Below are 21,980 nucleotides of genomic sequence, written 5' to 3'. Positions count from 1 at the left end.
GAGAGTACCCGCTCATGCGTCCGGAATGGAGTCAGCGACGTTCCGGTTTGGCGCTGCGGCTCATCAGTTCCTTCAGCGCGACCAGGGTCGGCTTGCCGTGGTGGACGATGTCCACCACGGTGTCGGTGATGGGCATGTCGACCCCGTGGCGGCGGGCCAGATCGGCCACCGACTGACAGGACTTGACGCCCTCGGCGGTCTGCTTGGTGACCGCGATGGTCTCCTCCAGGGTCATCCCGCGGCCGAGGTTGGTGCCGAAGGTGTGGTTCCGGGAGAGCGGCGAGGAGCAGGTGGCGACCAGGTCGCCGAGGCCCGCGAGGCCGGAGAAGGTGAGCGGGTCGGCGCCCATCGCGACGCCCAGCCGGGTGGCTTCGGCGAGTCCGCGGGTGATGAGCGAGCCCTTGGTGTTGTCGCCCAGGCCCATGCCGTCCGCGATGCCGACGGCGAGGCCGATGACGTTCTTGACGGCGCCGCCGAGCTCGCATCCGGTGACGTCGGTGCTCGTGTACGGGCGGAAGTACGGGGTGTGGCAGGCGGCCTGGAGGCGCTGCGCCACGGTCTCGTCCACGCAGGCGACGACGGAGGCGGCGGGCTGGCGGGCGGCGATCTCGGCGGCCAGGTTGGGGCCGGTGACGACGGCGATGCGCTCGGCGGGGACCTTGGCCACCTCCTCGATGACCTCGCTCATCCGCTTGGCGGTGCCGAGTTCGATGCCCTTCATGAGGGAGACGAGCACCGTGTCGGGGGCCAGCAGGGGCGTCCAGACGGCGAGGTTGTCGCGCAGGGTCTGGGAGGGGACGGCGAGGACGGTGAAGTCGGCGCCGGCGGCGGCCTCGGCCGGGTCGGTGGTGGCCCGGAGGTTCGCGGGGAGTTCGACGTCGGGGAAGTAGTCCGGGTTGGTCCGGCCGGTGTTGATGGCGTCGACCACCTCCTGCCGGCGGCCCCAGAGGGTCACCTCGCATCCGGCGTCGGCGAGCACGATGGCGAAGGCCGTGCCCCAGGAGCCTGTTCCGAAGACGGTCGCCTTCACGGGACGTGTCACTTCTTGCCCTCCCCTGCGGCCTTGCGCCGCTGTTCCGCCCTGGCGTTGCGATGGTCGTACGGCTGCTCGGGCGCGGTCTCTCCCCGCACCTCCTCCAGCAGCGCGGTGATGGCGGCCATGATGACCTCGGTGGCCTCCTTGAGCACGTCCGGGGTGGGGTCGCGGTCGTAGAAGGCGGAGAGGTCCACCGGCGGTCCGGCGAGCACCTGGAGGGTCTTGCGCGGGAAGAGCCGGACCTTGTTCTCCTTGGCGTACGGCGGCATCGCGAGGTTCGCGCCCCACTGGGCCACCGGAATGACGGGCGCCTTGGTGATGAGTGCGACACGGGCGGCGCCGGTCTTGCCGGCCATCGGCCACATGTCGGGGTCGCGGGTCAGGGTGCCTTCCGGGTAAAAGGCCACGCATTCGCCGCGCTCGATCGCGTCCACCGCGGCCCGGAATGCGTCCAGGGCGTTGGTGCTCTCCCGGTAGACGGGGATCTGGCCGGAGCCGCGCAGGATCGACCCGACAATAGGGACCTTGAAGAGGGCGGCCTTCGCGAGCAATCGGGGCACTCGGCCGGTGTTGTACTGGAAGTGCGCGTAGGAGAGCGGGTCCAGATACGAGTTGTGATTGACAGCGGTGATAAAGCCGCCCTCGGCCGGAATGTGCTCCATTCCCCGCCAGTCCCGCTTGAAGAGCACTACCAGCGGCGGTTTTGCGATGACCGCCGCCAGGCGGTACCAGAAGCCGATTCTGCGGCGGGGCACTCGGACACCTTTCCTCTGGACCGGTGGGCGGGGGTACCTCCCAGCGTCGGCTGGGGAGTCTGGGCACCTCGTCGGCCGGACAAGTGTCGCCCCGGGGCCGGTCTCTGTCGAGAACACCGTACGCCCCGCTCACGCCACCGGGCTCCCGGGTCGCCCGGGCGGAGGCGACAATGGGCCGACACATGACCCGGCCGTGACCTGACCATGGTCCGGGGTTGGGCCGGAGCACACCGCGGGGAAGGGGTCCGTCACGAACGCCGTCTGGAGTCTGGTGGTCCCGCTGAAGCCTCTGGCGGTGGCCAAGAGCCGTCTCGCGGCGGCCGTGGGCGCCTCCCGTCCGGGGCTCGCGCTGGCCTTCGCGCAGGACACCGTCGCAGGGGCCCTGGCCTGCGCGGCGGTCGCGGATGTGGTGGTCGTCACGGACGACGCGGCGGCCGGTGCGGAACTGTCCCGGCTGGGCGCGCGGATCGTGGCGGACGCCCCGGCGGCCGGGCTCAACGCGGCGCTGGCCCACGGGGCGCGGGCGGTGCGGTCGGGGCGCCCCGGCGCCGCGGTGGCCGCGATGAACGCCGATCTGCCGGCGCTACGGCCCCCCGAATTGCTACGCGTGCTCGAAAACGCCTCGGTATTTCCGCGGGCATTTCTGGCGGATGCGGCCGGAATCGGGACGACCTTGCTTTCCGCTGCGCCGGACGTGGAATTGGCCCCCTCCTTCGGCGGCCCGTCACGGGCCAGGCATTCGGCCTCGGGGGCGGTGGAAATCGCGCTGGCGGACGTCGACAGCGTGCGCCGGGACGTGGACACGGCGGCGGATCTGCGGACGGCGCTCGCCCTCGGTGTGGGGCGTCACACCGCCCGATACAGTGCCGGTATGCAGGCGACCGCGTACACGTACGACTCCCAGACCCGCAGCGGCAGTGTGCTGCTGGACGACGGCACCCCGGTGCCCTTCGAGGCCCCGGCCTTCGACGCGGGCGGCCTGCGCCTGCTGCGGCCCGGGCAGCGGGTGCGGATCGAGACGGACGGCGAGGGCGCGGGCCTGCGGATCACCCTGGTGACGCTGCAGACCTTCTGACCGTCCGGCCGTGTGACCGTCCGGCCGTCTGACCTGCGACGGAACGCACCGCGGGCCGGCTTCCCCAGCAGGGGGAAGCCGGCCCGGCGTGTGTGACCCGTACCCCTACTGCTTGCGGGCCGTGGTCTTCTTCGCGGTGGCCTTGCGCGTCGCCGTCTTCTTGGCGGGCGCCTTCGTCGCGGCGGTGACCTTCTTGGCCGCCGGGGCGGTCTTCTTCGCGGCGGCGGTCGTCTTCTTCGCCGTGGCCGTGGTCTTCTTGGCGGTCGTCGCCTTCTTCGCGGTGGCCGTGGCCTTCTTCGCCGTGGGCGTGCTCTTCACCGCCGCCTTCTTGGCGGTCGGGGTGGACTTCTTCGCCGTCACCTTCTTTGCGGCCGTGGTCTTTGCCGCGGCCTTCTTGGCGGTGGTGGCCTTCTTCGCGGCGGCCTTCTTGACCGTCGCGGAGGCGCCACCGGTGAGGCTGCCCTTGGGCGCCTTCTTCACCGACACCTCGCCGCCCTTGGGCAGCTTCTTGGTGCCGCTGACCAGGTCCTTGAAGCCCTGGCCGGCGCGGAATCGGGGCACGGAGGTCTTCTTGACCCGGACGCGCTCCCCCGTCTGCGGGTTGCGGGCGTAACGGGCCGGACGGTCGACCTTCTCGAACGAGCCGAAGCCCGTGACCGAGACCCGGTCGCCCGCGACGGTAGCGCGGACGATCGCGTCCAGTACCGCGTCGACAGCATCCGCGGCCTGCTGGCGGCCGCCCAGCTTGTCGGCAATCGCTTCTACGAGCTGCGCCTTGTTCACGTCTTCCCCTTCGGAGACTTCGCCAGAACGAATGTGTTCAAGCTTATTTCGCACGTTAGGCGGATATATACCGCAAATCAAACACGAAACGGGCTAATCACCCTAGTGCCGCAACGCCGGAGGCTGTTACGGAGTTCCTTCGCATCAGTCGCCTTCAGGGAATCGACCCTCGTCGAGGTCCTTCATCAACCTGTCCAGGCGCCTTGCCGCATCGGCGAGATCGTGCTTCGCCGCGGCCGTGACGACCAACAGCTTCCGGGACAGCGCCATCCTTACGCCCTCCGGGACTTGCAGTGAGCGCACCCGTGTGTGTGCTTCTTTCAACCGGTCCGCGACGAGTTCGTAGAGCTCGAGTTGACTGTCGCGTTCCATGCACAGATTGTGCCATCTGGGGCGAGTTGTCGCCTCACGGGGCCTCAACAAACGGCTGTGCCCCCCGCCGGAAGGCGGGGGGCACAGTGTTGCCGATGTGATCACCCGAAGGTGAATAAGCGCTGATCAGGCAGGAATCAGGCCCGAATCGTGCGCGGCTTGAAGGCCGGGCGGGCACTTTCGTACTCGGCGATGTCCGCTTCGTTCTGAAGGGTGAGCGAGATGTCGTCCAGGCCCTCCAGCAGACGCCAGCGGGCGTTGTCGTCGAGCTCGAACTCCGCGACGACGCCCTCCGCTCGCACCTGGCGGTCGACCAGGTCGACCGTGATCTCGGCGGTGGGGTCCGCCTCGGTCAGCTTCCACAGCCGCTCGACGGTCTCCTGCGGGAGCACGACCGTCAGCAGGCCGTTCTTCAGCGAGTTCCCGCGGAAGATGTCGGCGAAGCGGGAGGAGATGACCGTCTTGAAGCCGAAGTTCTGCAGGGCCCAGACGGCGTGCTCGCGCGAGGAACCGGTACCGAAGTCGGGGCCGGCGACCAGCACGGTCGCGCCGGCGCGCTCCGGGCGGTTCGTGACGAACTCCGGGTCCTTGCGCCAGGCCTCGAAGAGCCCGTCCTCGAACCCGTCACGGGTGATCTTCTTCAGCCAGTGGGCCGGGATGATCTGGTCGGTGTCGACGTTGCTGCGGCGCAGCGGGACGGCCCGGCCGGTGTGGGTGGTGAAGGCTTCCATGGTTCAGACTCCGGCGGTCGCGTCGGCGGCGGACAGGTCGGCGGGCGAGGCCAGATGGCCCAGCACCGCGGTGGCGGCGGCCACCTGCGGGGAGACCAGGTGGGTGCGCCCGCCCTTGCCCTGCCGACCCTCGAAGTTGCGGTTGGAGGTGGACGCGGAGCGCTCACCGGGCGCCAGTTGGTCGGGGTTCATGCCCAGACACATCGAGCAGCCCGCGTGCCGCCATTCGGCGCCGGCCTCCTTGAAGACCTTGTCCAGGCCCTCTTCCACCGCCTGCAGGGCGACGCGGACCGAGCCCGGGACGACCAGCATCCGTACGCCGTCGGCGACTTTGCGGCCCTCGACGATGCCGGCGACGGCGCGCAGGTCCTCGATGCGGCCGTTGGTGCAGGAACCTACGAAGACGGTGTCGACCTTGATGTCGCGCAGCGGCTGCCCGGCGGTCAACCCCATGTACTCCAGGGCCTTTTCGGCGGCCAGGCGCTCCGAAGCGTCCTCGTACGAAGCCGGGTCGGGGACGTTGGCCGACAGCGGCGCGCCCTGGCCCGGGTTGGTGCCCCAGGTGACGAACGGGGACAGCACGGTGGCGTCGATGACGACCTCCGCGTCGAAGACCGCGTCGTCGTCGGTGCGCAGGGTCTTCCAGTACGCGACCGCCGCGTCCCAGTCCTCGCCCTCGGGGGCGTGGTCACGGCCCTGCAGGTAGTCGAAGGTGGTCTGGTCGGGGGCGATCATGCCCGCCCGGGCTCCGGCCTCGATCGACATGTTGCAGATGGTCATGCGGGCTTCCATCGAGAGCTGCTCGATGGCCTCGCCGCGGTACTCCAGGATGTAGCCCTGGCCGCCGCCGGTGCCGATCCTGGCGATGATCGCCAGGATCAGGTCCTTGGCGGTGACACCCTCGGCCAGCGCGCCGGTGACGGTGATCGCCATCGTCTTCGGGCGGGCCAGCGGCAGCGTCTGCGTCGCCAGCACGTGCTCGACCTGGCTCGTGCCGATGCCGAAGGCGAGCGCACCGAAGGCGCCGTGCGTGGAGGTGTGCGAGTCGCCGCAGACCACGGTGGTGCCGGGCTGGGTCAGTCCCAGCTGCGGTCCCACCACGTGGACGACTCCCTGCTCGACGTCGCCCAGCGAGTGCAGGCGGACGCCGAACTCGGCGCAGTTCTTGCGCAGGGTCTCCAGCTGGGCCCGGGAGACCGGGTCCGCGATCGGCTTGTCGATGTCGAGGGTGGGGGTGTTGTGGTCCTCGGTCGCGATGGTGAGGTCGAGGCGTCGGACCTTGCGGCCGGCCTGACGCAGGCCCTCGAAGGCCTGCGGGCTGGTCACCTCGTGCAGCAGGTGCAGATCAATGAAGAGGAGGTCGGGCTCGCCTTCGGCGCGCCGGACGACATGGTCGTCCCAGACCTTCTCCGCGAGTGTCCTACCCATCGCTTTCCCTCCGGCCGGCCGGTTGTGCCGGCGCTTCATAGAGATCTTGTGCGCCTGTCGCCCGTACCCCACGTCCCGGACGACGGCTCGGACCCAGTGGTTCGTGGACCCGCACATACAGACTCGCTGGTTCTTGGAAAAATTGAACTTGCGTTTCACAGTGTGAGACGCGAATATCGTTTCATGGACAACTCTAGCGGCGTCGGCGTTCTCGACAAGGCAGCTCTGGTACTGAGCGCACTGGAGTCCGGTCCGGCCACCCTCGCCGGGCTGGTCGCGGCGACAGGGCTCGCACGACCCACGGCACATCGCCTTGCCGTGGCACTGGAACACCACCGGATGGTGGCGAGGGACATGCAGGGCCGGTTCATCCTCGGCCCGCGGCTGGCGGAACTCGCCGCCGCGGCCGGCGAGGACCGCCTGCTGGCCACGGCGGGACCGGTACTCACCCACCTCCGTGACGTGACGGGCGAGAGCGCGCAGCTCTACCGCCGTCAGGGAGACATGCGCATCTGCGTGGCGGCCGCGGAGCGGCTGTCGGGCCTTCGGGACACCGTCCCGGTGGGCTCCACGCTCCCGATGAAGGCCGGCTCGGCCGCGCAGATCCTGATGGCCTGGGAGGAGCCCGAGCGGCTCCACCGCGGGCTGCAGGGCGCGCGCTTCACGGCGACGGCGCTCTCGGGCGTACGGCGTCGCGGCTGGGCGCAGTCGATCGGCGAGCGGGAGCCCGGTGTGGCCTCGGTGTCGGCGCCCGTGCGCGGGCCGTCGAACCGCGTGGTGGCCTCCGTGTCGGTCTCCGGCCCGATCGAGCGGCTGACCCGCCACCCGGGCCGGATGCACGCCCAGGCCGTCATCGACGCGGCCGCACGCCTCACGGAGGCCCTGCGCCGCTCCGGCTGAGCCCTCCGGGCCCTCCCCCATCCGTCCCCCGGGCCCGGGGGCGCGTACGACGCCGCACACGTCCGAACACGCGCCTCCGGGCCCGCACTTATGCGTCCACGCCCGCGCCCGCGCCCCGTACGCGCGCCCGCGCCGGCGCAAAGCGAAGAGGCCCTCCGCGATGAACGCGGAGGGCCTCTTCGATGCGTACCCCCGACCGGATTCGAACCGGCGCTACCGCCTTGAGAGGGCGGCGTGCTAGGCCGCTACACAACGGGGGCTAGCTGGTGCTGCTGTTACTGCGCTGGGCTACCAGGACTCGAACCTAGAATAAGGGAACCAGAAACCCTCGTGTTGCCAATTACACTATAGCCCAAAGTACCCCCGACCGGATTCGAACCGGCGCTACCGCCTTGAGAGGGCGGCGTGCTAGGCCGCTACACAACGGGGGCCCTAGCGATCCTGCATCAAGACGTCCGGGTGGAGATCTCGCGGGAAGGATCTGTACCCCCGACCGGATTCGAACCGGCGCTACCGCCTTGAGAGGGCGGCGTGCTAGGCCGCTACACAACGGGGGCAAAGCACTGCGTTACTGCTGCACTGCGCTGGGGTACCAGGACTCGAACCTAGAATAAGGGAACCAGAAACCCTCGTGTTGCCAATTACACTATACCCCACCAAAAGTCAACCCCTTCGCGGGGTTTTCCTTCGGGTGGCGCCTCCGTCCGGCCTTTCGGCCCGCTCCGGCGGCGCAGAAAGAACATTACCGGATGCCTGACCGTGCTCCAAAACGGGTATCCCCTGCCAGCAGCTCCGGGAGCTGGTCAAGCCCCTGGATGCGGTGCGCGCCGTCCGGGCCGGGCCCGCGGCCGCCGTCACGGTCGATCCAGACCGCCAGCAGCCCGGCGTCACGGGCCCCGCGCGCGTCGATCTCGGGCTGGTCCCCCACGTACGCCACCTCCCCCGGCGGCAGCCCGAGCGCATCGCACGCGGCGAGGAAGGCCGCCGCCTCGGGCTTGCTGACCCCGAGTTCGACCGCGCAGACCAGCACCTCGAAGCGGTCGCGCAGCCCGAGGTGGCGCAGCTTGGGGTCCTGGTTGGCGCTGGAGGAGTTGGAGAGCACCCCGTGCCGGTAGCCGGCCGCGAGGACGTCCAGTGCGGGCACCACGTCGGGGAAGACGGTCCAGGCGGACTTGTAGTGCTCGACGTACCGGTCGAACCAGGCGTCGGCCTCGTCCGCGGTCATCCCGGGCCGCTCCAGGAACTCCCGCACCCGGTCCTGCCGCTGCCCCTGGAAGGTTCCCTCCCCGGCGGCGAAGCGCGCCCAGTGGCGGTCGGTGATCTCCCGCCACAGCCCGAGCGCCTGCGCGGGGGTGCCGTACCGGTCCGCGAGTTCCTCGGTCTCCAGCTGCCGCGCGAGTCCGGCGGCATCGGCCCCCGTGTAGTCGAAGAGGGTGTCGTCGATGTCCCACAGCACGGCGCGGATCGGCATGGGGCCGAGCCTACGCCGCGGCCCCGGCCTCCGTGGGCACGACGAAGAAGTCGGTGAGGAAGCAGGTCACGCCGCCGTCCTCGTCCCGTCCGGTCCAGGTCGGATACACGCCGTCGCCCCAGCCGGACCGGAAGACCGCCGCCTGGTGGCCGCCGCGGCCGGTGATGACGTACGGGCCGGGATGCCGGTACCCGTCGGCGAGGAACGGGGCGCGCAGCAGCTCGCGGGTGGCCTCGCGGTCGGCGAAGCCCGGCCCGGCGGCCGCGTCGTGGAACGCACCGAGGCCCGCGTCCACCCCATAGCCCTGCAACCGGTCCGGCCCGAGGCCGCCCACGCGCCGCGCTCCGCTGAGCGCCGGCTCCCAGGACACCGTCGGCGCCTCGGTGATCACGAGCCGCACGGCGGCGAGGTCCCGGTAGGGCGACGCCTGCGGCGGACCGTCGGCCGGGGTCCAGGTGACGAGCGCCGCTTCCAGCCGGTAGCGGCCCGGGCTCACCTGGTCGTGGAAAGGGGGCACGCCCTCCTCCAGCCCCAGGTACGCCATGGGGTCGCAGGCCACGAGCCGCCCGCTCGGCAGCCACAGCGTGCCCCCGGCGGCCACGGACAGGGTCCCGAGGTCCCCGTCCTCGTCCCGGAAGGCGTTGCCCGGCGTGAAGTGCCGGGAGTAGTCGGGAGCGGTCGGCGGCATCGCGGGTCCTTCCGGATGGGGGGCGGGAACGCCGCAGGGGGCGGCGGCCGGAGTTCGGCTGCCGCCCCCTGCGGGACGTACGGGAGTGCTACGCGGCCAGCTTGGCCAGCGCGGCGTCGATGCGGGCCAGGGAGCGCTCCTTGCCCAGGATCTCCAGGGACTCGAAGAGCGGCAGGCCGACCGTGCGGCCGGTGACGGCCACGCGGACCGGGGCCTGGGCCTTGCCGAGCTTGAGGCCGTGGGCCTCGCCCGCGGTCAGGACGGCCTGCTTGAGGGACTCGGGGTCCGACCAGTCGGCGTTCGCCAGGTTCTCGCGCGCCGTCGTCAGGAGGGCCGCCGGCTCGCCCTTCATCGCCTTGTCCCACGAGGCCTGGTCCTCGACCGGCTCCTTCAGGAACAGGAAGTCGACGTTGGCCGTGATGTCCGACAGGACGGTGACGCGGGTCTGGGCGTACGGGGCGATGCGCTCCCAGGCCGCGGCGTCGAAGTCCTCGGGCGCCCAGTTGGCGTGCGGGGCCCGCAGCCACGGGGCGCAGGCGTCCGCGAAGGCCTTCGGGTCGAGCAGGCGGATGTGGTCGCCGTTGATCGACTCGGCCTTCTTCAGGTCGAAGCGCGCCGGGTTGGCGTTCACGCCGTCGATGTCGAACTTCTGGACCATCTCCTCGATCGAGAAGACGTCCTGGTCCTTGGAGAAGGACCAGCCGAGGAGCGAGAGGTAGTTCAGCAGGCCCTCGGGGAGGAAGCCGCGCTCGCGGTACAGGTTGAGCGAGGCCTCGGGGTCGCGCTTGGAGAGCTTCTTGTTGCCCTCGCCCATCACGTACGGCAGGTGGCCGAACGCGGGGGTGGACTTGGCGACGCCCAGCTCGATCAGCGCCTTGTAGAGCGCGATCTGGCGGGGGGTCGAGGAGAGGAGGTCCTCGCCGCGCAGGACGTGCGTGATCTCCATGAGCGCGTCGTCGACCGGGTTGACCAGCGTGTAGAGCGGGGCGCCGCTGGCCCGGACGATGCCGAAGTCCGGCACGTTCTCCGGGGTGAAGGTCAGCTCGCCGCGGACGAGGTCGGTGAAGGTGATCGGCTCGTCGGGCATCCGGAAGCGGACGATCGCCGGGCGGTGCTCGCCCTGGTACGCCTCGACCTGCACGGTGGTGAGCTCGCGGCAGTGGCCGTCGTAGCCGGAGGGCTTGCCGGCCGCGCGGGCGGCCGCACGGCGCGCGTCGAGCTCCTCGGTGGTGCAGTAGCAGTGGTACGCGTAGCCGCCGTCGAGCAGCTTCTTCGCGACGTCCTTGTAGATGTCCATGCGCTCGGACTGGCGGTACGGGGCGTGCGGGCCGCCGACCTCGGGGCCCTCGTCCCAGGTGAAGCCGAGCCAGCGCAGCGAGGCGAGCAGCTGGTCGTACGACTCCTCGGAGTCGCGGGCCGCGTCGGTGTCCTCGATGCGGAAGACGAACGTGCCGCCGTGGTGGCGGGCGAACGCCCAGTTGAACAGGGCGGTGCGGACCAGGCCCACGTGGGGGTTGCCGGTCGGGGAGGGACAGAAACGTACGCGGACAGGTCCGTTAACCACGCTTGATCACCTTGTTGGTGAGAGTGCCGATGCCTTCGATGGTGACGGCGACCTCGTCGCCGACGTTCAGGGGGCCGACTCCGGCCGGGGTCCCCGTGAGGATGACGTCGCCGGGGAGCAGCGTCATGGCCTCGGTGATGTGGACGACGAGGTCTTCGATGGAGCGGACCATGTCGCTGGTGCGGCCGAGCTGGCGCTGTTCGCCGTTCACGGTGCACTGGATGGTCAGGTCGCCCGGGTCCAGGTCGGTCTCGATCCAGGGGCCGAGGGGGCAGGCGCTGTCGAAGCCCTTGGCCCGGGCCCACTGCTTCTCCCGCTGCTGGACGTCGCGCGCGGTGACGTCGTTGGCGCAGGTGTAGCCGAGGATGACGTCCTTGACGCGCTCCCTGGGGACCTCCCGGCACATGCGGCCGATGACCACGGCGAGCTCCGCCTCGTGGTGGACGTCCTGGGAGAAGGAGGGGTACGTGATCGGGTCACCGGGGCCGACCACCGAGGTGGAGGGCTTGAAGAAGGTGATCGGCGCGTCCGGAACCTCGTTGCCGAGCTCTGCCGCGTGCTCCGCGTAGTTGCGGCCGATGGCCACGACCTTGTTCGGGAGCACGGGCGGCAGCAGCCGGACCTTGCTCAGCGGCACCTTCGTGCCCGAGAGCTCGAAGTCGGCGAACGGGATGCCCTTGATGATGTCGAGCACGAGCGTCGCTTCGTCGCCGGGGGCGGTGCTGCCCTCGACCGCGCCGAACGCGACATTTCCGTCGATCGAGAACCTGGCGATGCGCACGTGTTGCGTCTGCCCCTCTGTATGTCCGTCGGCTGGAGTCTGCGGACCCCAGGCTAACGCGGTGGGCAGGGACGCTTCGCGTTCCGCAGCTGTGCGGCTACTGCGCGGCGGCGACCGGCACGTCCATGAGGACCGTGCGCCGCGGGTTGGCCGTCTGCGTGGGCAGCTCGACGGAGTGTTCCGGGGTGGCCGGCGCCGCCTGCAGCTCCTCGGCGTCCTTGAGGTGCGCGAGGGTGGTGCGGCGGGGGTTGGCTATGTTGCGGAACATCATCGTCGTCTTCATGGGAGTTCGGGGTCCTCGGTTCGATCTGTGAGTGTCGGCTGTCGATGCACCAACCCTGGCGCCAACCCTTTAAGGGGCAAGGCTAAACATCTGAATCCCCCGCGGAACCAGGAAGTAATGGCCACGGCTATGTGAGTTTGCTCACCCGTGACCAGTCATTTCCGGCATAATGGACAGTCAACTTCACCCGACGAAACGGACATTGCGCCACTGAATGCGCCATTCCGCTCCTGATCATCGCGACTGGGACACCTTGCCAGCCTTGTTGTTTGGATGGCGTAAGTCCGGTTTCTACCGAATGCGGTCGCACATCGAGTAGCCCGCTTGTCACGTGACGTAACCGACTCTCCAAGCCGACACGCGCACCTTGTTGGAGATCCTCCACTGTGCTGGAATTCGCGGGACCGCCGCGGGAAATCAGCCGGCGCGCAGGTGGCGCGACTCAGCGCCGAGCGCGGTGGCAAGGAGAGGGAGACGCGCCGGTCACCGACGACCACCATGGGGCCGCACGTGCCCCACGACTCGACACCGTCCCACCGGTCGCCCGGCGGGACGCCTGGTCCAGAGGTTGCGACGCTAGTGCAGGGACGATTCAAGAGGGATGGCAGCGCTGCGGCGGAGCAGGAGCCGCGCGGCGGGACCGACCGTGGCTCCTCGCCCCAGCACGCCCAGAACCGCGGGCCGGCTGTCGTAGGCGCAGGCCCCGACTCCTCCGCCGCGGTGAAGGCGAAGGGCCGTGGGAAGTCCGCGAAGGCCGGCAAGGCCAAGGCCGGGTCGGCCGAGCAGGACGTGGCGATACCGAAGGCCCCCAGTGGGCCCGGCTCTCGCCTCGCCATGCAGAACTGGCGCATCAGCACGCGACTCGTGTCGCTGCTGACCCTGCCGGTCGTCGCCGCCACCACGCTCGGTGGCTTCCGCATCAACGACTCGCTCAACGACATCGCGCAGCTGGAACACATGCAGCTGCTGACGACGATGACCCGTCAGGCCACCAACCTGGCCGCCATGCTCCAGGAGGAGCGCGACCTCTCCGCGGGTCCGCTCACGATCTCCAAGGGCAAGAGCACCAGCTCCGTCGACGGTGTCCGCCAGCAGACCGACACCGCAGCCAAGGCCTTCGCCGCCGCGACCGACAAGGTCGACAGCACGGGCGAGAAGGACGACACCCTCAAGTCGATCCGCAACAACGTGCTGCAGATCGGCCGTCAGATCGCGAACATCCAGACGGTCCGCGACAAGGCGTACGTCAACGGCGCCCAGCAGACCGTCAGCGAGTACAACGGGATGATCGTCTCGCTGCTCTCGCTCTCCCAGGACATGGCGCAGGCCACCTCCAACCCGGAGATGATCAAGCGTACGCGTGCCCTGGCGGCCTTCTCCGCGGCCAAGGAGTACGCCTCCATCCAGCGCGCGATCATCGCCGCCTCGCTCCCGGACACCTCGGAGAAGCAGGGCGAGCTGAAGGAGAACGACCGGCTCTACGCCCTCTCCGCGCAGAAGGGCGAGACGCAGGCGAAGACCACCTTCGAGCTCGTCTACCAGGGCCGCACCGAGGAGCTCCTCGCCGGCCTCGGCGACAGCAACTCGGAGATCTCCACCGCCGACCATTACGCGCGCCGCGTGCTGGCCAGCCAGGACGCCTTCCTCCGCGAGAAGAACCGGTCCTGGCTGGACTGGTACGACGCCGACGGCACCAAGCTCCAGGCCATGAAGGTCATCGAGCTGACCCTGCTCGAGGAGATGGAGCAGAAGGCCCGCGAGCTGAAGAACGAGGCCCAGCAGGACGCCATCATCAACGGTGCCCTGATCCTCCTCGTCCTCGGTGTCTCCCTCGTCGGCGCCTTCGTCATGGCCCGCTCGATGATCCGCTCGCTGCGCCGCCTGCAGGACACCGCGACGCGGGTCGCGCAGGACCGGCTGCCCGAGCTCGTCAAGCAGCTGTCCGAGTCCGACCCGCAGGACGTGGACACGTCCGTGGAGTCGGTCGGTGTGCACACCCGCGACGAGATCGGCCAGGTGGCCGCGGCATTCGACGACGTGCACCGCGAGGCCGTCCGCCTCGCCGCCGAGCAGGCCCTCCTGCGAGGCAACGTCAACGCGATGTTCACCAACCTCTCGCGCCGCTCCCAGGGCCTCATCCAGCGTCAGCTGTCGCTCATCTCCGAACTGGAGTCGCGCGAGGCCGACCCGGACCAGCTCTCCTCGCTCTTCAAGCTCGACCACCTCGCGACCCGCATGCGCCGTAACGGCGAAAACCTCCTCGTCCTCGCGGGCGAGGAGCCGGGCCGCCGGTGGACGCGCCCCGTCCCGCTCGTCGACGTGCTCCGTGCCGCCGCCTCCGAGGTGGAGCAGTACGAGCGCGTCGAGCTGGCCTCGGTGCCCGGCACCGACGTCGCCGGCCGCGTCGTCAACGACCTCGTGCACGTGCTCGCCGAGCTGCTGGAGAACGCGACGTCGTTCTCCTCCCCGCAGACCAAGGTCAAGGTCACCGGTCACGCGCTGCCCGACGGCCGCGTGCTCGTCGAGATCCACGACACCGGTATCGGCCTCTCCCCCGAGGACCTCGCCGCGATCAACGAGCGGCTCGCGTCGCCGCCGACCGTGGACGTCTCCGTCTCCCGCCGCATGGGCCTGTTCGTGGTCGGCCGCCTGTCCCTGCGACACGGCATCCGCATCCAGCTGCGCCCCTCCGACTCGGGTGGTACGACGGCCCTCGTCATGCTGCCGGTGGACGTCGCCCAGGGCGGCAAGAAGCCGGGCCCGATGCCGGGCCAGGGCGGTCAGGGCGGCCCCGGTGGCGCCCAGGGTGCCCCCGGCGGTCAGGCTTCCGTGCCCGGCGCGGCCGCACGGCCGTCCGTGGGCGCGGGCCCGCAGCGCGGTCAGGTCGGCGCGGGCGGCCAGCGCGCCGCCCTCCCGGGCCGCGACGGCTCCGGTCAGGGCCCGCAGGGCGGGCGGCCTCCGCAGCAGGGCGGCCCCGGTGCTCCGGGTGCCCGTCCGCAGCAGGGCGGCCCCGGTGCTCCCGGTGCCCGTCCGCAGCAGGGTCAGACCACCGCGGGCCAGGGCCAGGGTGCCTTCGGCGCCGGTGGACCGCTGCCGGCCCGCGGTCCGGTCGCCAGTGCCGGATTCGGCGGCGGACCGCAGGCCCGTCCGACCCAGTCGCCCTCCGCGGCCGGCCCGTCCGGGTTCCCGCAGGGCAACGGCTTCGAGCGTCCGCAGCAGCCGCAGCCCCAGCAGCAGGCCCAGCCTCAGCAGCAGCAGCAGCAACCGGCCCCGGGTCCCAACGGCGCCCGCCCGCAGCTGCCGCCGCGCGGCGGCGCCCCGCGTCCGGAGCTTCCCGGCCCGCAGACCACCAGCTGGGGCGCCGACCAGGCGCGCGGCCACGACGAGCTGTCGGGCCCCGGCTCGACGGCGGAGTTCGCCCGCCCGGACTTCAACGCCCCGATGCCGCAGGGCGACGGCCTGGCCGGCACGACCGGACAGTTCGAGCGTCCGGACGTGCGGGGCGCCGTGGACCCGTCCACCACCGGACAGTTCGAGCGCCCGGGCTACCAGCCCCAGCGGCCCGGCGGCCCCGGTGTCGGCGGAGTCGCCCGTCAGCCCCAGGCCCCGCAGCAGCCCCAGCCGCAGCACACGCAGCCGCAGCCTCCGCAGCCCGGCGGCGGGTACGCACCCGTACCGCCCGCGCGCCCGGAGACCCCGCGACTGCCGCAGGCTCACCGGCCGGAGGCGCTGCCGCCGGCCCAGAGCTCCGGTGACGGCCGCAGCCCGATCTTCGACACGCTCGAGTCGAACTGGTTCCGCGAGGAGGGGCAGCAGCCCCCCGCGCAGGGACCGGGCACGGCGATGCCCCAGCAGGGCCGGCAGCCGCAGCATTCAGCTCCGGCGGCCCCCGCGCCGCAGCAGCCGCTGCCGCAGCGCGGCCAGGAGTCCGCGGCCGAGCCCGCCGCGGCGGCGACCGGCAGCATGCCGACCGTCAGCTGGAAGTCCTCGCCGAACGACGAGCTGATGCGTCAGGCCGAGCGCGTGCGCCAGCCCGCGGCCGGCGGTATCACGACCTCGGGGCTGCCCCGCCGGGTCCCGCGGGCGAACCTCGTGGCCGGCACCGCGCAGCAGCAGGCCGAGGCACAGGCGGGTCCGCAGGTCTCGCGGGCACCGGATGACGTCCGCGGCCGTCTGACCAACCTCCGACGCGGTATCCAGCAGGGCCGTCAGGCCGGCAACAACGGACCGGCGACCGGCAGTTACCACATCGACCCCACTTACCAGCAGGAGCGATAGTTGAGTTCGATGAGCCAGGCGGCACAGAACCTGAACTGGTTGATCACCAACTTCGTGGACAACACCCCAGGGGTGTCCCACACGGTGGTGGTCTCCGCCGACGGACTCCTTCTGGCCATGTCCGAAGGATTCCCCCGCGACCGCGCCGATCAGCTGGCGGCCGTGGCCTCCGGACTGACGTCGCTGACCGCCGGTGCCTCCCGCATTTTCGAGGGCGGCGCCGTCAACCAGACCGTGGTCGAGATGGACCGGGGATTCCTTTTCCTCATGTCCGTCTCCGACGGATCCTCGCTGGCCGTACTGGCGCACCCCGAGTGCGACATCGGCCTCGTGGGCTACGAGATGGCCCTCCTGGTGGATCGCGCGGGCAGTGTCCTCACCCCGGACCTGCGCGCCGAACTTCAGGGAAGCCTGCTCGGCTGACTTCCCCCCTCCCGGCCGGACGGTACTTCCGGCCGGGAGACCGGGGCCCCGCCCCCGGAATCCAGTACCCCCGCCAGGCCGTCATACAGTCCCCCCCACCGGCCGCCCCGTCAGACGGCACGCTGACCACTGCTGTCCAGCCCGGAGGATCCATGACCCCGCCCCCCGCCTACTCCGATTCGTACGGAGATTCGTACTCGGAAGGCGATCAGCCGCTGGTGCGTCCGTACGCGATGACCGGCGGCCGGACCCGGCCCCGCTACCAGCTCGCCATCGAGGCACTGGTCAGCACCACTGCCGATCCGATGCACCTGTCCGGCCTGCTCCCGGAGCACCAGCGCATCTGCACCCTGTGCCGCGAGGTCAAGTCGGTCGCGGAGGTCTCCGCGCTGCTGTCGATGCCGCTCGGAGTCGCCCGGATCCTCGTCGCCGACCTGGCGGACACCCTGGACCAGGACCTGATCCTGTACCTCTTCGGTACGCCGGGCCAGGACCGCTTCTGGTTCATGTGGGACGACCTCGTCCGCGGCGCCATCGGCGCGATCGTGCTCGTCGACACGCGCCGTCTCGCCGACTGCTTCCCGGCCGTCGACTACTTCGAGAACAGCGGCCTGCCGTTCGTCGTGGCCCTCAACGGCTTCGAGGGACACCAGCCGTACACCCCGGAGGAAGTCCGCGAAGCGCTGCAGATCGGCCCCGGCGCCCCCATCATCACGACGGACGCCCGCCACCGGGCGGACGCCAAGAGCGCGCTCATCACTCTCGTCGAGCACGCCCTCATGGCGCGTCTCAAGTAACACCACGCAGGCAGCCCGGCTCAAGCGGCATCACTCAAGTCCCACGGGTTCTTCACAACGTGAGAGGGCGGGCTGTGTCATAGGACACGGCCCGCCCTCTCGGTTCATAACGTTTCGACAGACAATTGCCGCCAGTTGGCCACGGGGCGCGTTCGGTTGGTGCCGCTACGCGCACAACTCCCCCTATTTTTGCCGCAGGACGCTCTTTATGTCCGATTTATGTGGGGCATAAGGATCTCCGAATGGCTGATTCCAACTGTTTGGAACACGGCCGTTAACCGTGCTGGAATTCAACGAACTAGCTAGTAGCACCGCCGGAAGGTTGTTGGTCGAGTGAGGCGAAGCAACGCAAGCCCCGCGGTTGAACCCGCGCGCGGCAACTTCACCCCGCCGCCGCGAGCGGCCGCGTCGCCCGTCGACGTGCCCGTGGAGCCACCCGCGCGCCCCGGGAGCACCAGCAAATTCTCGCCCCGCAACTGGCGCGTGCCGACCCGCCTGAACGCCATCCTCCTCGTGCCGGCCCTCGTGGGCCTGGTCATGGGCGGCTTCCAGGTGAAGGGCTCCGTCGACCAGTGGAACGAGGCCAAGGACGCCGAGCAGATAGCCCGGGTCGTCCAGGCGGCCTCGGAGTACAGCCAGGCACTGCTCAACGAGCGTGACCTGACGGCCGAGCCCCTCCTGAACGGCCAGACCAACTCCGAGCAGGTCACCAAGGCCTACGCGGTCACCACCGGGGCCAAGGAGAAGTTCGACAAGGCCGTCCAGGACATGCCGAAGAACCAGGGCCTGGAACGGCGCCTGGACCTCTTCCGCGCGGAAGAGCCCAAACTCAAGGAAGTCCGGGAGAAGGCCTACCAGGCCGCCTTCGAGACCCCCAAGAAGAACCTCCCCTCCGCGGCCGGCCCCATCCCGACCGAAGAGGGCTACGTCGGCGTCGAGCACTACCTCATGCAGTTCGCCAACGAGCTCGGTCTCGGCACCGGCAACGTGACCTCGTACGGCCGCATGGTCTACGCGGTCCAGCTGGCCAAGGCGGCGAACTCGCTGCAGCGCTCCGTCGGCACCCACCTCCTGGTCCGTCCCAGCACGGACGAGAACGTGCGCAAGGCCCAGCTCGTCGCCTTCTCCTCCTACGCCTACCTCGAGGAAATCGCCATCGGCGAGTACGTCGCGGCCGGCACCGAGGCGGACGTGAACCGCCTCAAGGAGGTGATGGGCAAGAAATCGGACGAGGGCAAGGCCAAGCTCGCGGAGGCCAAGCACCAGGCCGAGCAGGCCGGTACCCGCTTCGTGCCGCCGCCCGCCCCCAACGGCAACCCGCTGCTCGGCATGACCGAGGCGATCGCCAGCGGCGACAACAAGAAGAAGCTCGCCGAGAACGGCACGAACCCCGTGTTCTGGCAGGCCGCCGCCACCGCCAAGTTCGACGGCTACGACCAGATCGAGAGGGAACTCCTCGACAAGGCCGTCAAGGACGCCGTCGCGGTCTCCGACGAGGCCCGCACCGACGCCATCGTCAACGGCGCCATCGTGGTCGTGGCCCTGCTCGCCGCGTTCATCATGGCCGGCCTCATGGCCCGCCAGATGGGCCGCGCGATGCGCCGCCTGCGCAGCTCCGCCTTCGACATCGCCGAGCAGCGCCTGCCGATGCTCGTCGACCAGCTCTCGCGCACCGATCCGGGCAAGGTAGACACCCGGGTCCACCCGATCCCGATCGACTCCCAGGACGAGATCGGCGAGGTCGCCCGCGCCTTCGACCAGGTCCACCGGGAAGCCGTACGGCTCGCCGCCGAGCAGGCCCTCCTGCGGGGCAACGTCAACGCGATCTTCACGAACCTCTCCATGCGCAACCAGTCGCTGATCGAGGGCCAGCTGACCCTCATCACCGACCTCGAGAACAACGAGGCCGACCCGGACCAGCTGGAGAACCTCTTCCGCCTGGACCACCTGGCCACCCGTATGCGCCGCAACGGCGAGAACCTCCTCATCCTCGCGGGTGAGGAGCCGGGCCGCCGCTGGGACCAGCCGGTGCCCCTCGTCGACGTCCTGCGCGCCGCCTCCTCCGAGGTGGAGCAGTACGAGCGCATCGAGCTCTCCGGCGTCTCCGAGGCCGAGATCCACGGCCAGGCCGTGACCGACCTCGTGCACCTGCTCGCCGAGCTCCTGGAGAACGCCACCACGTTCTCCTCCCCGCAGACCAAGGTCCGCGTGAACGCGACCCGTCTGCCCGACGGCCGCGTGATGGTCGAGATCCACGACAAGGGCATCGGCCTCACCGCCGAGGACTTCGCGGACATCAACCACAAGCTGGCCAACCCGCCGACCGTGGACGCCGCGATCTCGCAGCGCATGGGTCTGTTCGTGGTCGGCCGGCTGGCGGACCGCCACAGCATCCGCGTCCAGCTGCGCCCCTCGGGCGAGGCGGCCGGTACCACCTCGCTGGTCATGCTCCCCGACGCCATCACCCACGGTGGCGGTGGCGAGGGCATACCGGACGACGACTTCACGGTCTCCCAGATCATCCCGGAGCAGAAGGCCCAGCAGGCCGCCCCGCTGCGCACCGCCGCCGAGCTCGGCTTCGACGACTCGCGGTACGACCAGCAGGGCGCCGACGGCCTCCCCGCCGACCCGGTCGGCCGGTCCCTGGGACAGCAGGAGCGCCGGGCCGCGCTGGCGGCCCAGGTGGGCTTCCCGCAGGACCAGCAGCAGTACGCCGACCAAGGCGCCCAGGAGTATCCGGAACCGCAACCGGAACACGGGTACCAGGAGTACCAGGGCTTCGAGCAGCAGTCCGGGCAGCCCTACGACACCTCTTACGAGGCGCAGCAGGGTCAGCCGGGCTACGAGGCGTACCCGCAGCAGGACTACGGTTATACGGAAGACGGATACCCGGACCAGCAGCCGGCCGCTCAGGGCTACGACAGCGGCTACGAAACCCGGGCGGAGCAGGCCGAGTGGCCTGGTCAGAACACGTATCCGGCTGCCTACCAGCAGGATTACGGGACCGAATCGGAATCCCAGGCCGTCCCCGAACCGGCTCCGGAACGCGTAGGCTTCGACCGTCCGGGCGCCGCTGCCGACACCGGTCACGTGATGACCGGAGCGGGCCTGCCGCGCCGCGGCAGCCAGCAGCAGTGGCAGCCGGCACAGCAGGAAGCGGAGTCCACCGGATCCCTCTTCGAACAGCGGTCGCCGCGTCAGCAGCCCGCCGTCCCGGAGCAGGAGAAGGAAGGCGGCACCGACTGGCGCTCGGGTAACGACGAGCGCTGGCAGCAGGCCGCCAAACTCCGTGAGCCGAAGGCGGGCGGGGTCACCCCGTCCGGTCTCCCTCGGCGCGTGCCCAAGGCCAACCTGGTCGAGGGCGCGGCGGAGACGACCCCGCAGGGCGGCCCCCAGGTCTCCCGCGCTCCGGAGGACGTCCGCGGCAGGTTGAGCAACCTGCGGCGCGGTGTCCAGCAGGGACGCAGCGCGGGTTCTGAGCAGTCAAGTAACAGCTATGACCAGGAGCGTTAGTGTGAGCCCGATGAGCCAGGCGGCACAGAACCTGAACTGGTTGATCACCAACTTCGTGGACAACACCCCAGGGGTGTCCCACACCGTGGTGGTCTCCGCCGACGGCCTTCTTCTGGCGATGTCCGACGGGTTTCCGCGCGACCGCGCCGATCAGCTGGCGGCCGTGGCCTCCGGTCTGACGTCGCTGACCGCCGGGGCCTCCCGCATCTTCGAGGGTGGCGCCGTCAACCAGACCGTGGTCGAGATGGACCGGGGATTCCTTTTCCTCATGTCCGTCTCGGACGGATCGTCCCTCGCGGTGCTCGCGCACCCCGAGTGCGACATCGGCCTCGTGGGCTACGAGATGGCCCTCCTGGTGGATCGTGCGGGCAGTGTCCTCACCCCGGACCTGCGCGCCGAGCTGCAGGGAAGTCTTCTCAACTAGCAGACAGGCAGTGCGTTTCGCGCCATCGCACCATAGGGTGCGGTGGCGCGGTTCCACAGGGAGTACTGCGTACTTGGAGTCGGAGGAGGAAACGTGACAACACCCGGAGGACATCCTTATGGCGGCGCGCAGCAGCCGCAGGGTGGGCACGACCAGAACCGCTTCAACTTTCCCTCCGCTCCCAGCCGGCCCGTGCCGGAGCAGAGCCCGTACCAGCAGCAGCCGTACGGCCAGCCCCAGCAGCCCCAGCACCAGATGCCTCCGCAGCCGCCTCCGCGCGCCGCTCGGCAGCCGGCGCCGAAGGCCCACAACCCGCTGGTGCGCCCGTACGCGATGACCGGCGGCCGTACCCGGCCGCGCTACCAGCTCGCCATCGAGGCGCTGGTCAGTACCACGGCAGATCCCGCGCGTCTGCAAGGGCAGTTGCCCGAGCACCAGCGCATCTGCCGTCTGTGCCAGGAGATCAAATCCGTCGCGGAGATCTCGGCACTCCTCTCCATTCCTCTTGGTGTCGCCCGCATCCTCGTCGCCGACCTGGCGGAGGCGGGCCTTGTCGCCATTCACCAGCCCGGCGGCGACGAGTCTGCCGGTGGCCAGCCTGATGTGACACTGCTCGAAAGGGTGCTCAGTGGACTTCGCAAGCTCTAACGGCGGAGCGGCTCCTGCTCGCTCCACCAC

17 protein-coding genes, 5 tRNA genes and 3 pseudogenes are annotated in these 21,980 nt (G+C 70.2%); 9 read left to right on the top strand and 16 right to left on the bottom strand.

Features of this window, described 5'->3' with window-relative positions; genetic code table 11:
- Positions 1–31: 31 nt before the first annotated feature.
- Complete coding sequence (locus IF88_RS0107350) at positions 32–1,042, bottom strand: NAD(P)H-dependent glycerol-3-phosphate dehydrogenase (protein WP_030708463.1); 1,011 nt, start codon at positions 1,040–1,042, stop codon at positions 32–34.
- The gene (locus IF88_RS0107345; protein WP_030708461.1) at positions 1,039–1,791 is read right to left on the bottom strand and encodes a lysophospholipid acyltransferase family protein; all 753 of its coding nucleotides are present in this window, start codon (positions 1,789–1,791) and stop codon (positions 1,039–1,041) included. The genes IF88_RS0107350 and IF88_RS0107345 overlap by 4 nt, the downstream gene beginning before the upstream one ends.
- Positions 1,792–2,059: 268 nt before the next feature.
- Here IF88_RS0107345 and cofC point away from each other — a divergent pair.
- A pseudogene (gene cofC / locus IF88_RS0107340) lies at positions 2,060–2,659 on the top strand (2-phospho-L-lactate guanylyltransferase); the annotation flags it as partial.
- Between the two features lie 312 nt (positions 2,660–2,971).
- On the opposite strand, the gene IF88_RS0107335 reads toward cofC, so the two are convergent.
- The 4 genes from IF88_RS0107335 to leuC form a co-directional block, all read right to left on the bottom strand.
- The gene (locus tag IF88_RS0107335) at positions 2,972–3,649 is read right to left on the bottom strand and encodes an HU family DNA-binding protein (protein ID WP_030708457.1); all 678 of its coding nucleotides are present in this window, start codon (positions 3,647–3,649) and stop codon (positions 2,972–2,974) included.
- A gap of 144 nt (positions 3,650–3,793) precedes the next feature.
- Positions 3,794–4,021, bottom strand: coding sequence for a hypothetical protein (locus IF88_RS0107330; protein WP_030009267.1), 228 nt, complete (start codon positions 4,019–4,021; stop codon positions 3,794–3,796).
- Positions 4,022–4,158: 137 nt separating this feature from the next.
- The gene (leuD, locus tag IF88_RS0107325) at positions 4,159–4,752 is read right to left on the bottom strand and encodes a 3-isopropylmalate dehydratase small subunit (protein ID WP_030708455.1); all 594 of its coding nucleotides are present in this window, start codon (positions 4,750–4,752) and stop codon (positions 4,159–4,161) included.
- Positions 4,753–4,755: 3 nt separating this feature from the next.
- On the bottom strand, positions 4,756–6,180 hold the full coding sequence (leuC, locus tag IF88_RS0107320; protein ID WP_030708453.1) for a 3-isopropylmalate dehydratase large subunit: 1,425 nt from the start codon (positions 6,178–6,180) through the stop codon (positions 4,756–4,758).
- 183 nt (positions 6,181–6,363) lie between these two features.
- Here leuC and ndgR point away from each other — a divergent pair, with 183 nt between their 5' ends.
- Complete coding sequence (gene ndgR / locus IF88_RS0107315; protein ID WP_007266782.1) at positions 6,364–7,080, top strand: IclR family transcriptional regulator NdgR; 717 nt, start codon at positions 6,364–6,366, stop codon at positions 7,078–7,080.
- A 187-nt stretch (positions 7,081–7,267) separates the two neighbouring features.
- Here the strand turns inward: ndgR and IF88_RS0107310 are convergent.
- From IF88_RS0107310 to IF88_RS0107265, 10 genes are all read right to left on the bottom strand, one after another.
- A tRNA-Glu gene (locus IF88_RS0107310) sits at positions 7,268–7,340 on the bottom strand.
- A 23-nt stretch (positions 7,341–7,363) separates the two neighbouring features.
- Positions 7,364–7,435, bottom strand: a tRNA-Gln gene (locus IF88_RS0107305).
- Between the two features lie 3 nt (positions 7,436–7,438).
- Positions 7,439–7,511: transfer RNA gene (locus tag IF88_RS0107300), tRNA-Glu, on the bottom strand.
- Positions 7,512–7,564: 53 nt separating this feature from the next.
- Positions 7,565–7,637: transfer RNA gene (locus IF88_RS0107295), tRNA-Glu, on the bottom strand.
- Positions 7,638–7,664: 27 nt separating this feature from the next.
- Positions 7,665–7,736, bottom strand: a tRNA-Gln gene (locus IF88_RS0107290).
- Between the two features lie 86 nt (positions 7,737–7,822).
- Positions 7,823–8,551: an HAD family hydrolase gene (locus tag IF88_RS0107285; protein ID WP_030708450.1), complete on the bottom strand. Its 729-nt coding sequence runs from the start codon at positions 8,549–8,551 to the stop codon at positions 7,823–7,825.
- 10 nt (positions 8,552–8,561) lie between these two features.
- On the bottom strand, positions 8,562–9,239 hold the full coding sequence (locus IF88_RS0107280) for a DUF4241 domain-containing protein (RefSeq protein ID WP_030708448.1): 678 nt from the start codon (positions 9,237–9,239) through the stop codon (positions 8,562–8,564).
- A gap of 88 nt (positions 9,240–9,327) precedes the next feature.
- Positions 9,328–10,803: a glutamate--tRNA ligase gene (gltX, locus tag IF88_RS0107275; protein WP_030708447.1), complete on the bottom strand. Its 1,476-nt coding sequence runs from the start codon at positions 10,801–10,803 to the stop codon at positions 9,328–9,330.
- The gene (locus IF88_RS0107270; RefSeq protein ID WP_030708445.1) at positions 10,796–11,584 is read right to left on the bottom strand and encodes a fumarylacetoacetate hydrolase family protein; all 789 of its coding nucleotides are present in this window, start codon (positions 11,582–11,584) and stop codon (positions 10,796–10,798) included. The genes gltX and IF88_RS0107270 overlap by 8 nt, the downstream gene beginning before the upstream one ends.
- Before the next feature lie 97 nt (positions 11,585–11,681).
- Entirely contained in the window at positions 11,682–11,867 is a 186-nt protein-coding gene (locus IF88_RS0107265) for a hypothetical protein (protein ID WP_030708444.1), read from the bottom strand.
- 579 nt (positions 11,868–12,446) lie between these two features.
- On the opposite strand from IF88_RS0107265, the gene IF88_RS0107260 reads away from it, so the two are divergent.
- The 7 genes and pseudogenes from IF88_RS0107260 (at position 12,447) to IF88_RS0107235 (ending at position 21,950) form a co-directional block, all read left to right on the top strand.
- On the top strand, positions 12,447–16,145 hold the full coding sequence (locus IF88_RS0107260) for a nitrate- and nitrite sensing domain-containing protein (protein ID WP_030708443.1): 3,699 nt from the start codon (positions 12,447–12,449) through the stop codon (positions 16,143–16,145).
- 9 nt (positions 16,146–16,154) lie between these two features.
- Positions 16,155–16,568, top strand: a complete 414-nt coding sequence (locus IF88_RS0107255) for a roadblock/LC7 domain-containing protein (RefSeq protein ID WP_030708442.1) — start codon at positions 16,155–16,157, stop codon at positions 16,566–16,568.
- A gap of 152 nt (positions 16,569–16,720) precedes the next feature.
- A pseudogene (locus IF88_RS49565) lies at positions 16,721–17,011 on the top strand (DUF742 domain-containing protein); the annotation flags it as partial.
- Positions 17,012–17,365 (top strand): annotated as a pseudogene (locus tag IF88_RS49560) (GTP-binding protein); the annotation flags it as partial.
- 333 nt (positions 17,366–17,698) lie between these two features.
- Positions 17,699–20,878: a nitrate- and nitrite sensing domain-containing protein gene (locus IF88_RS0107245; RefSeq protein ID WP_030708437.1), complete on the top strand. Its 3,180-nt coding sequence runs from the start codon at positions 17,699–17,701 to the stop codon at positions 20,876–20,878.
- 10 nt (positions 20,879–20,888) lie between these two features.
- The gene (locus tag IF88_RS0107240) at positions 20,889–21,302 is read left to right on the top strand and encodes a roadblock/LC7 domain-containing protein (protein ID WP_030037347.1); all 414 of its coding nucleotides are present in this window, start codon (positions 20,889–20,891) and stop codon (positions 21,300–21,302) included.
- Between the two features lie 93 nt (positions 21,303–21,395).
- A complete protein-coding gene (locus IF88_RS0107235) occupies positions 21,396–21,950 on the top strand; it encodes a DUF742 domain-containing protein (protein WP_030708435.1) in 555 nt (184 codons plus the stop codon).
- Positions 21,951–21,980 lie beyond the last annotated feature (30 nt).

Source organism: Streptomyces sp. NRRL F-2580 (assembly GCF_000720115.1).
Classification (GTDB): Bacteria; Actinomycetota; Actinomycetes; order Streptomycetales; family Streptomycetaceae; genus Streptomyces.
The sequence above is the reverse complement of the archived record's forward strand: the minus strand, read 5'-3'. Positions and strand labels throughout refer to the sequence as shown.

Coding starts and splice junctions, on each gene's coding strand:
- IF88_RS0107265 (WP_030708444.1), bottom strand. CDS start 11,867: ATGAAGACGACGATGATGTTCCGCAACATAGCCAACCCCCGCCGCACC.
- IF88_RS0107285 (WP_030708450.1), bottom strand. CDS start 8,551: ATGCCGATCCGCGCCGTGCTGTGGGACATCGACGACACCCTCTTCGAC.
- IF88_RS0107280 (WP_030708448.1), bottom strand. CDS start 9,239: ATGCCGCCGACCGCTCCCGACTACTCCCGGCACTTCACGCCGGGCAAC.
- IF88_RS0107255 (WP_030708442.1), top strand. CDS start 16,155: ATGAGCCAGGCGGCACAGAACCTGAACTGGTTGATCACCAACTTCGTG.
- IF88_RS0107330 (WP_030009267.1), bottom strand. CDS start 4,021: ATGGAACGCGACAGTCAACTCGAGCTCTACGAACTCGTCGCGGACCGG.
- leuD (WP_030708455.1), bottom strand. CDS start 4,752: ATGGAAGCCTTCACCACCCACACCGGCCGGGCCGTCCCGCTGCGCCGC.
- ndgR (WP_007266782.1), top strand. CDS start 6,364: ATGGACAACTCTAGCGGCGTCGGCGTTCTCGACAAGGCAGCTCTGGTA.
- IF88_RS0107240 (WP_030037347.1), top strand. CDS start 20,889: ATGAGCCAGGCGGCACAGAACCTGAACTGGTTGATCACCAACTTCGTG.
- leuC (WP_030708453.1), bottom strand. CDS start 6,180: ATGGGTAGGACACTCGCGGAGAAGGTCTGGGACGACCATGTCGTCCGG.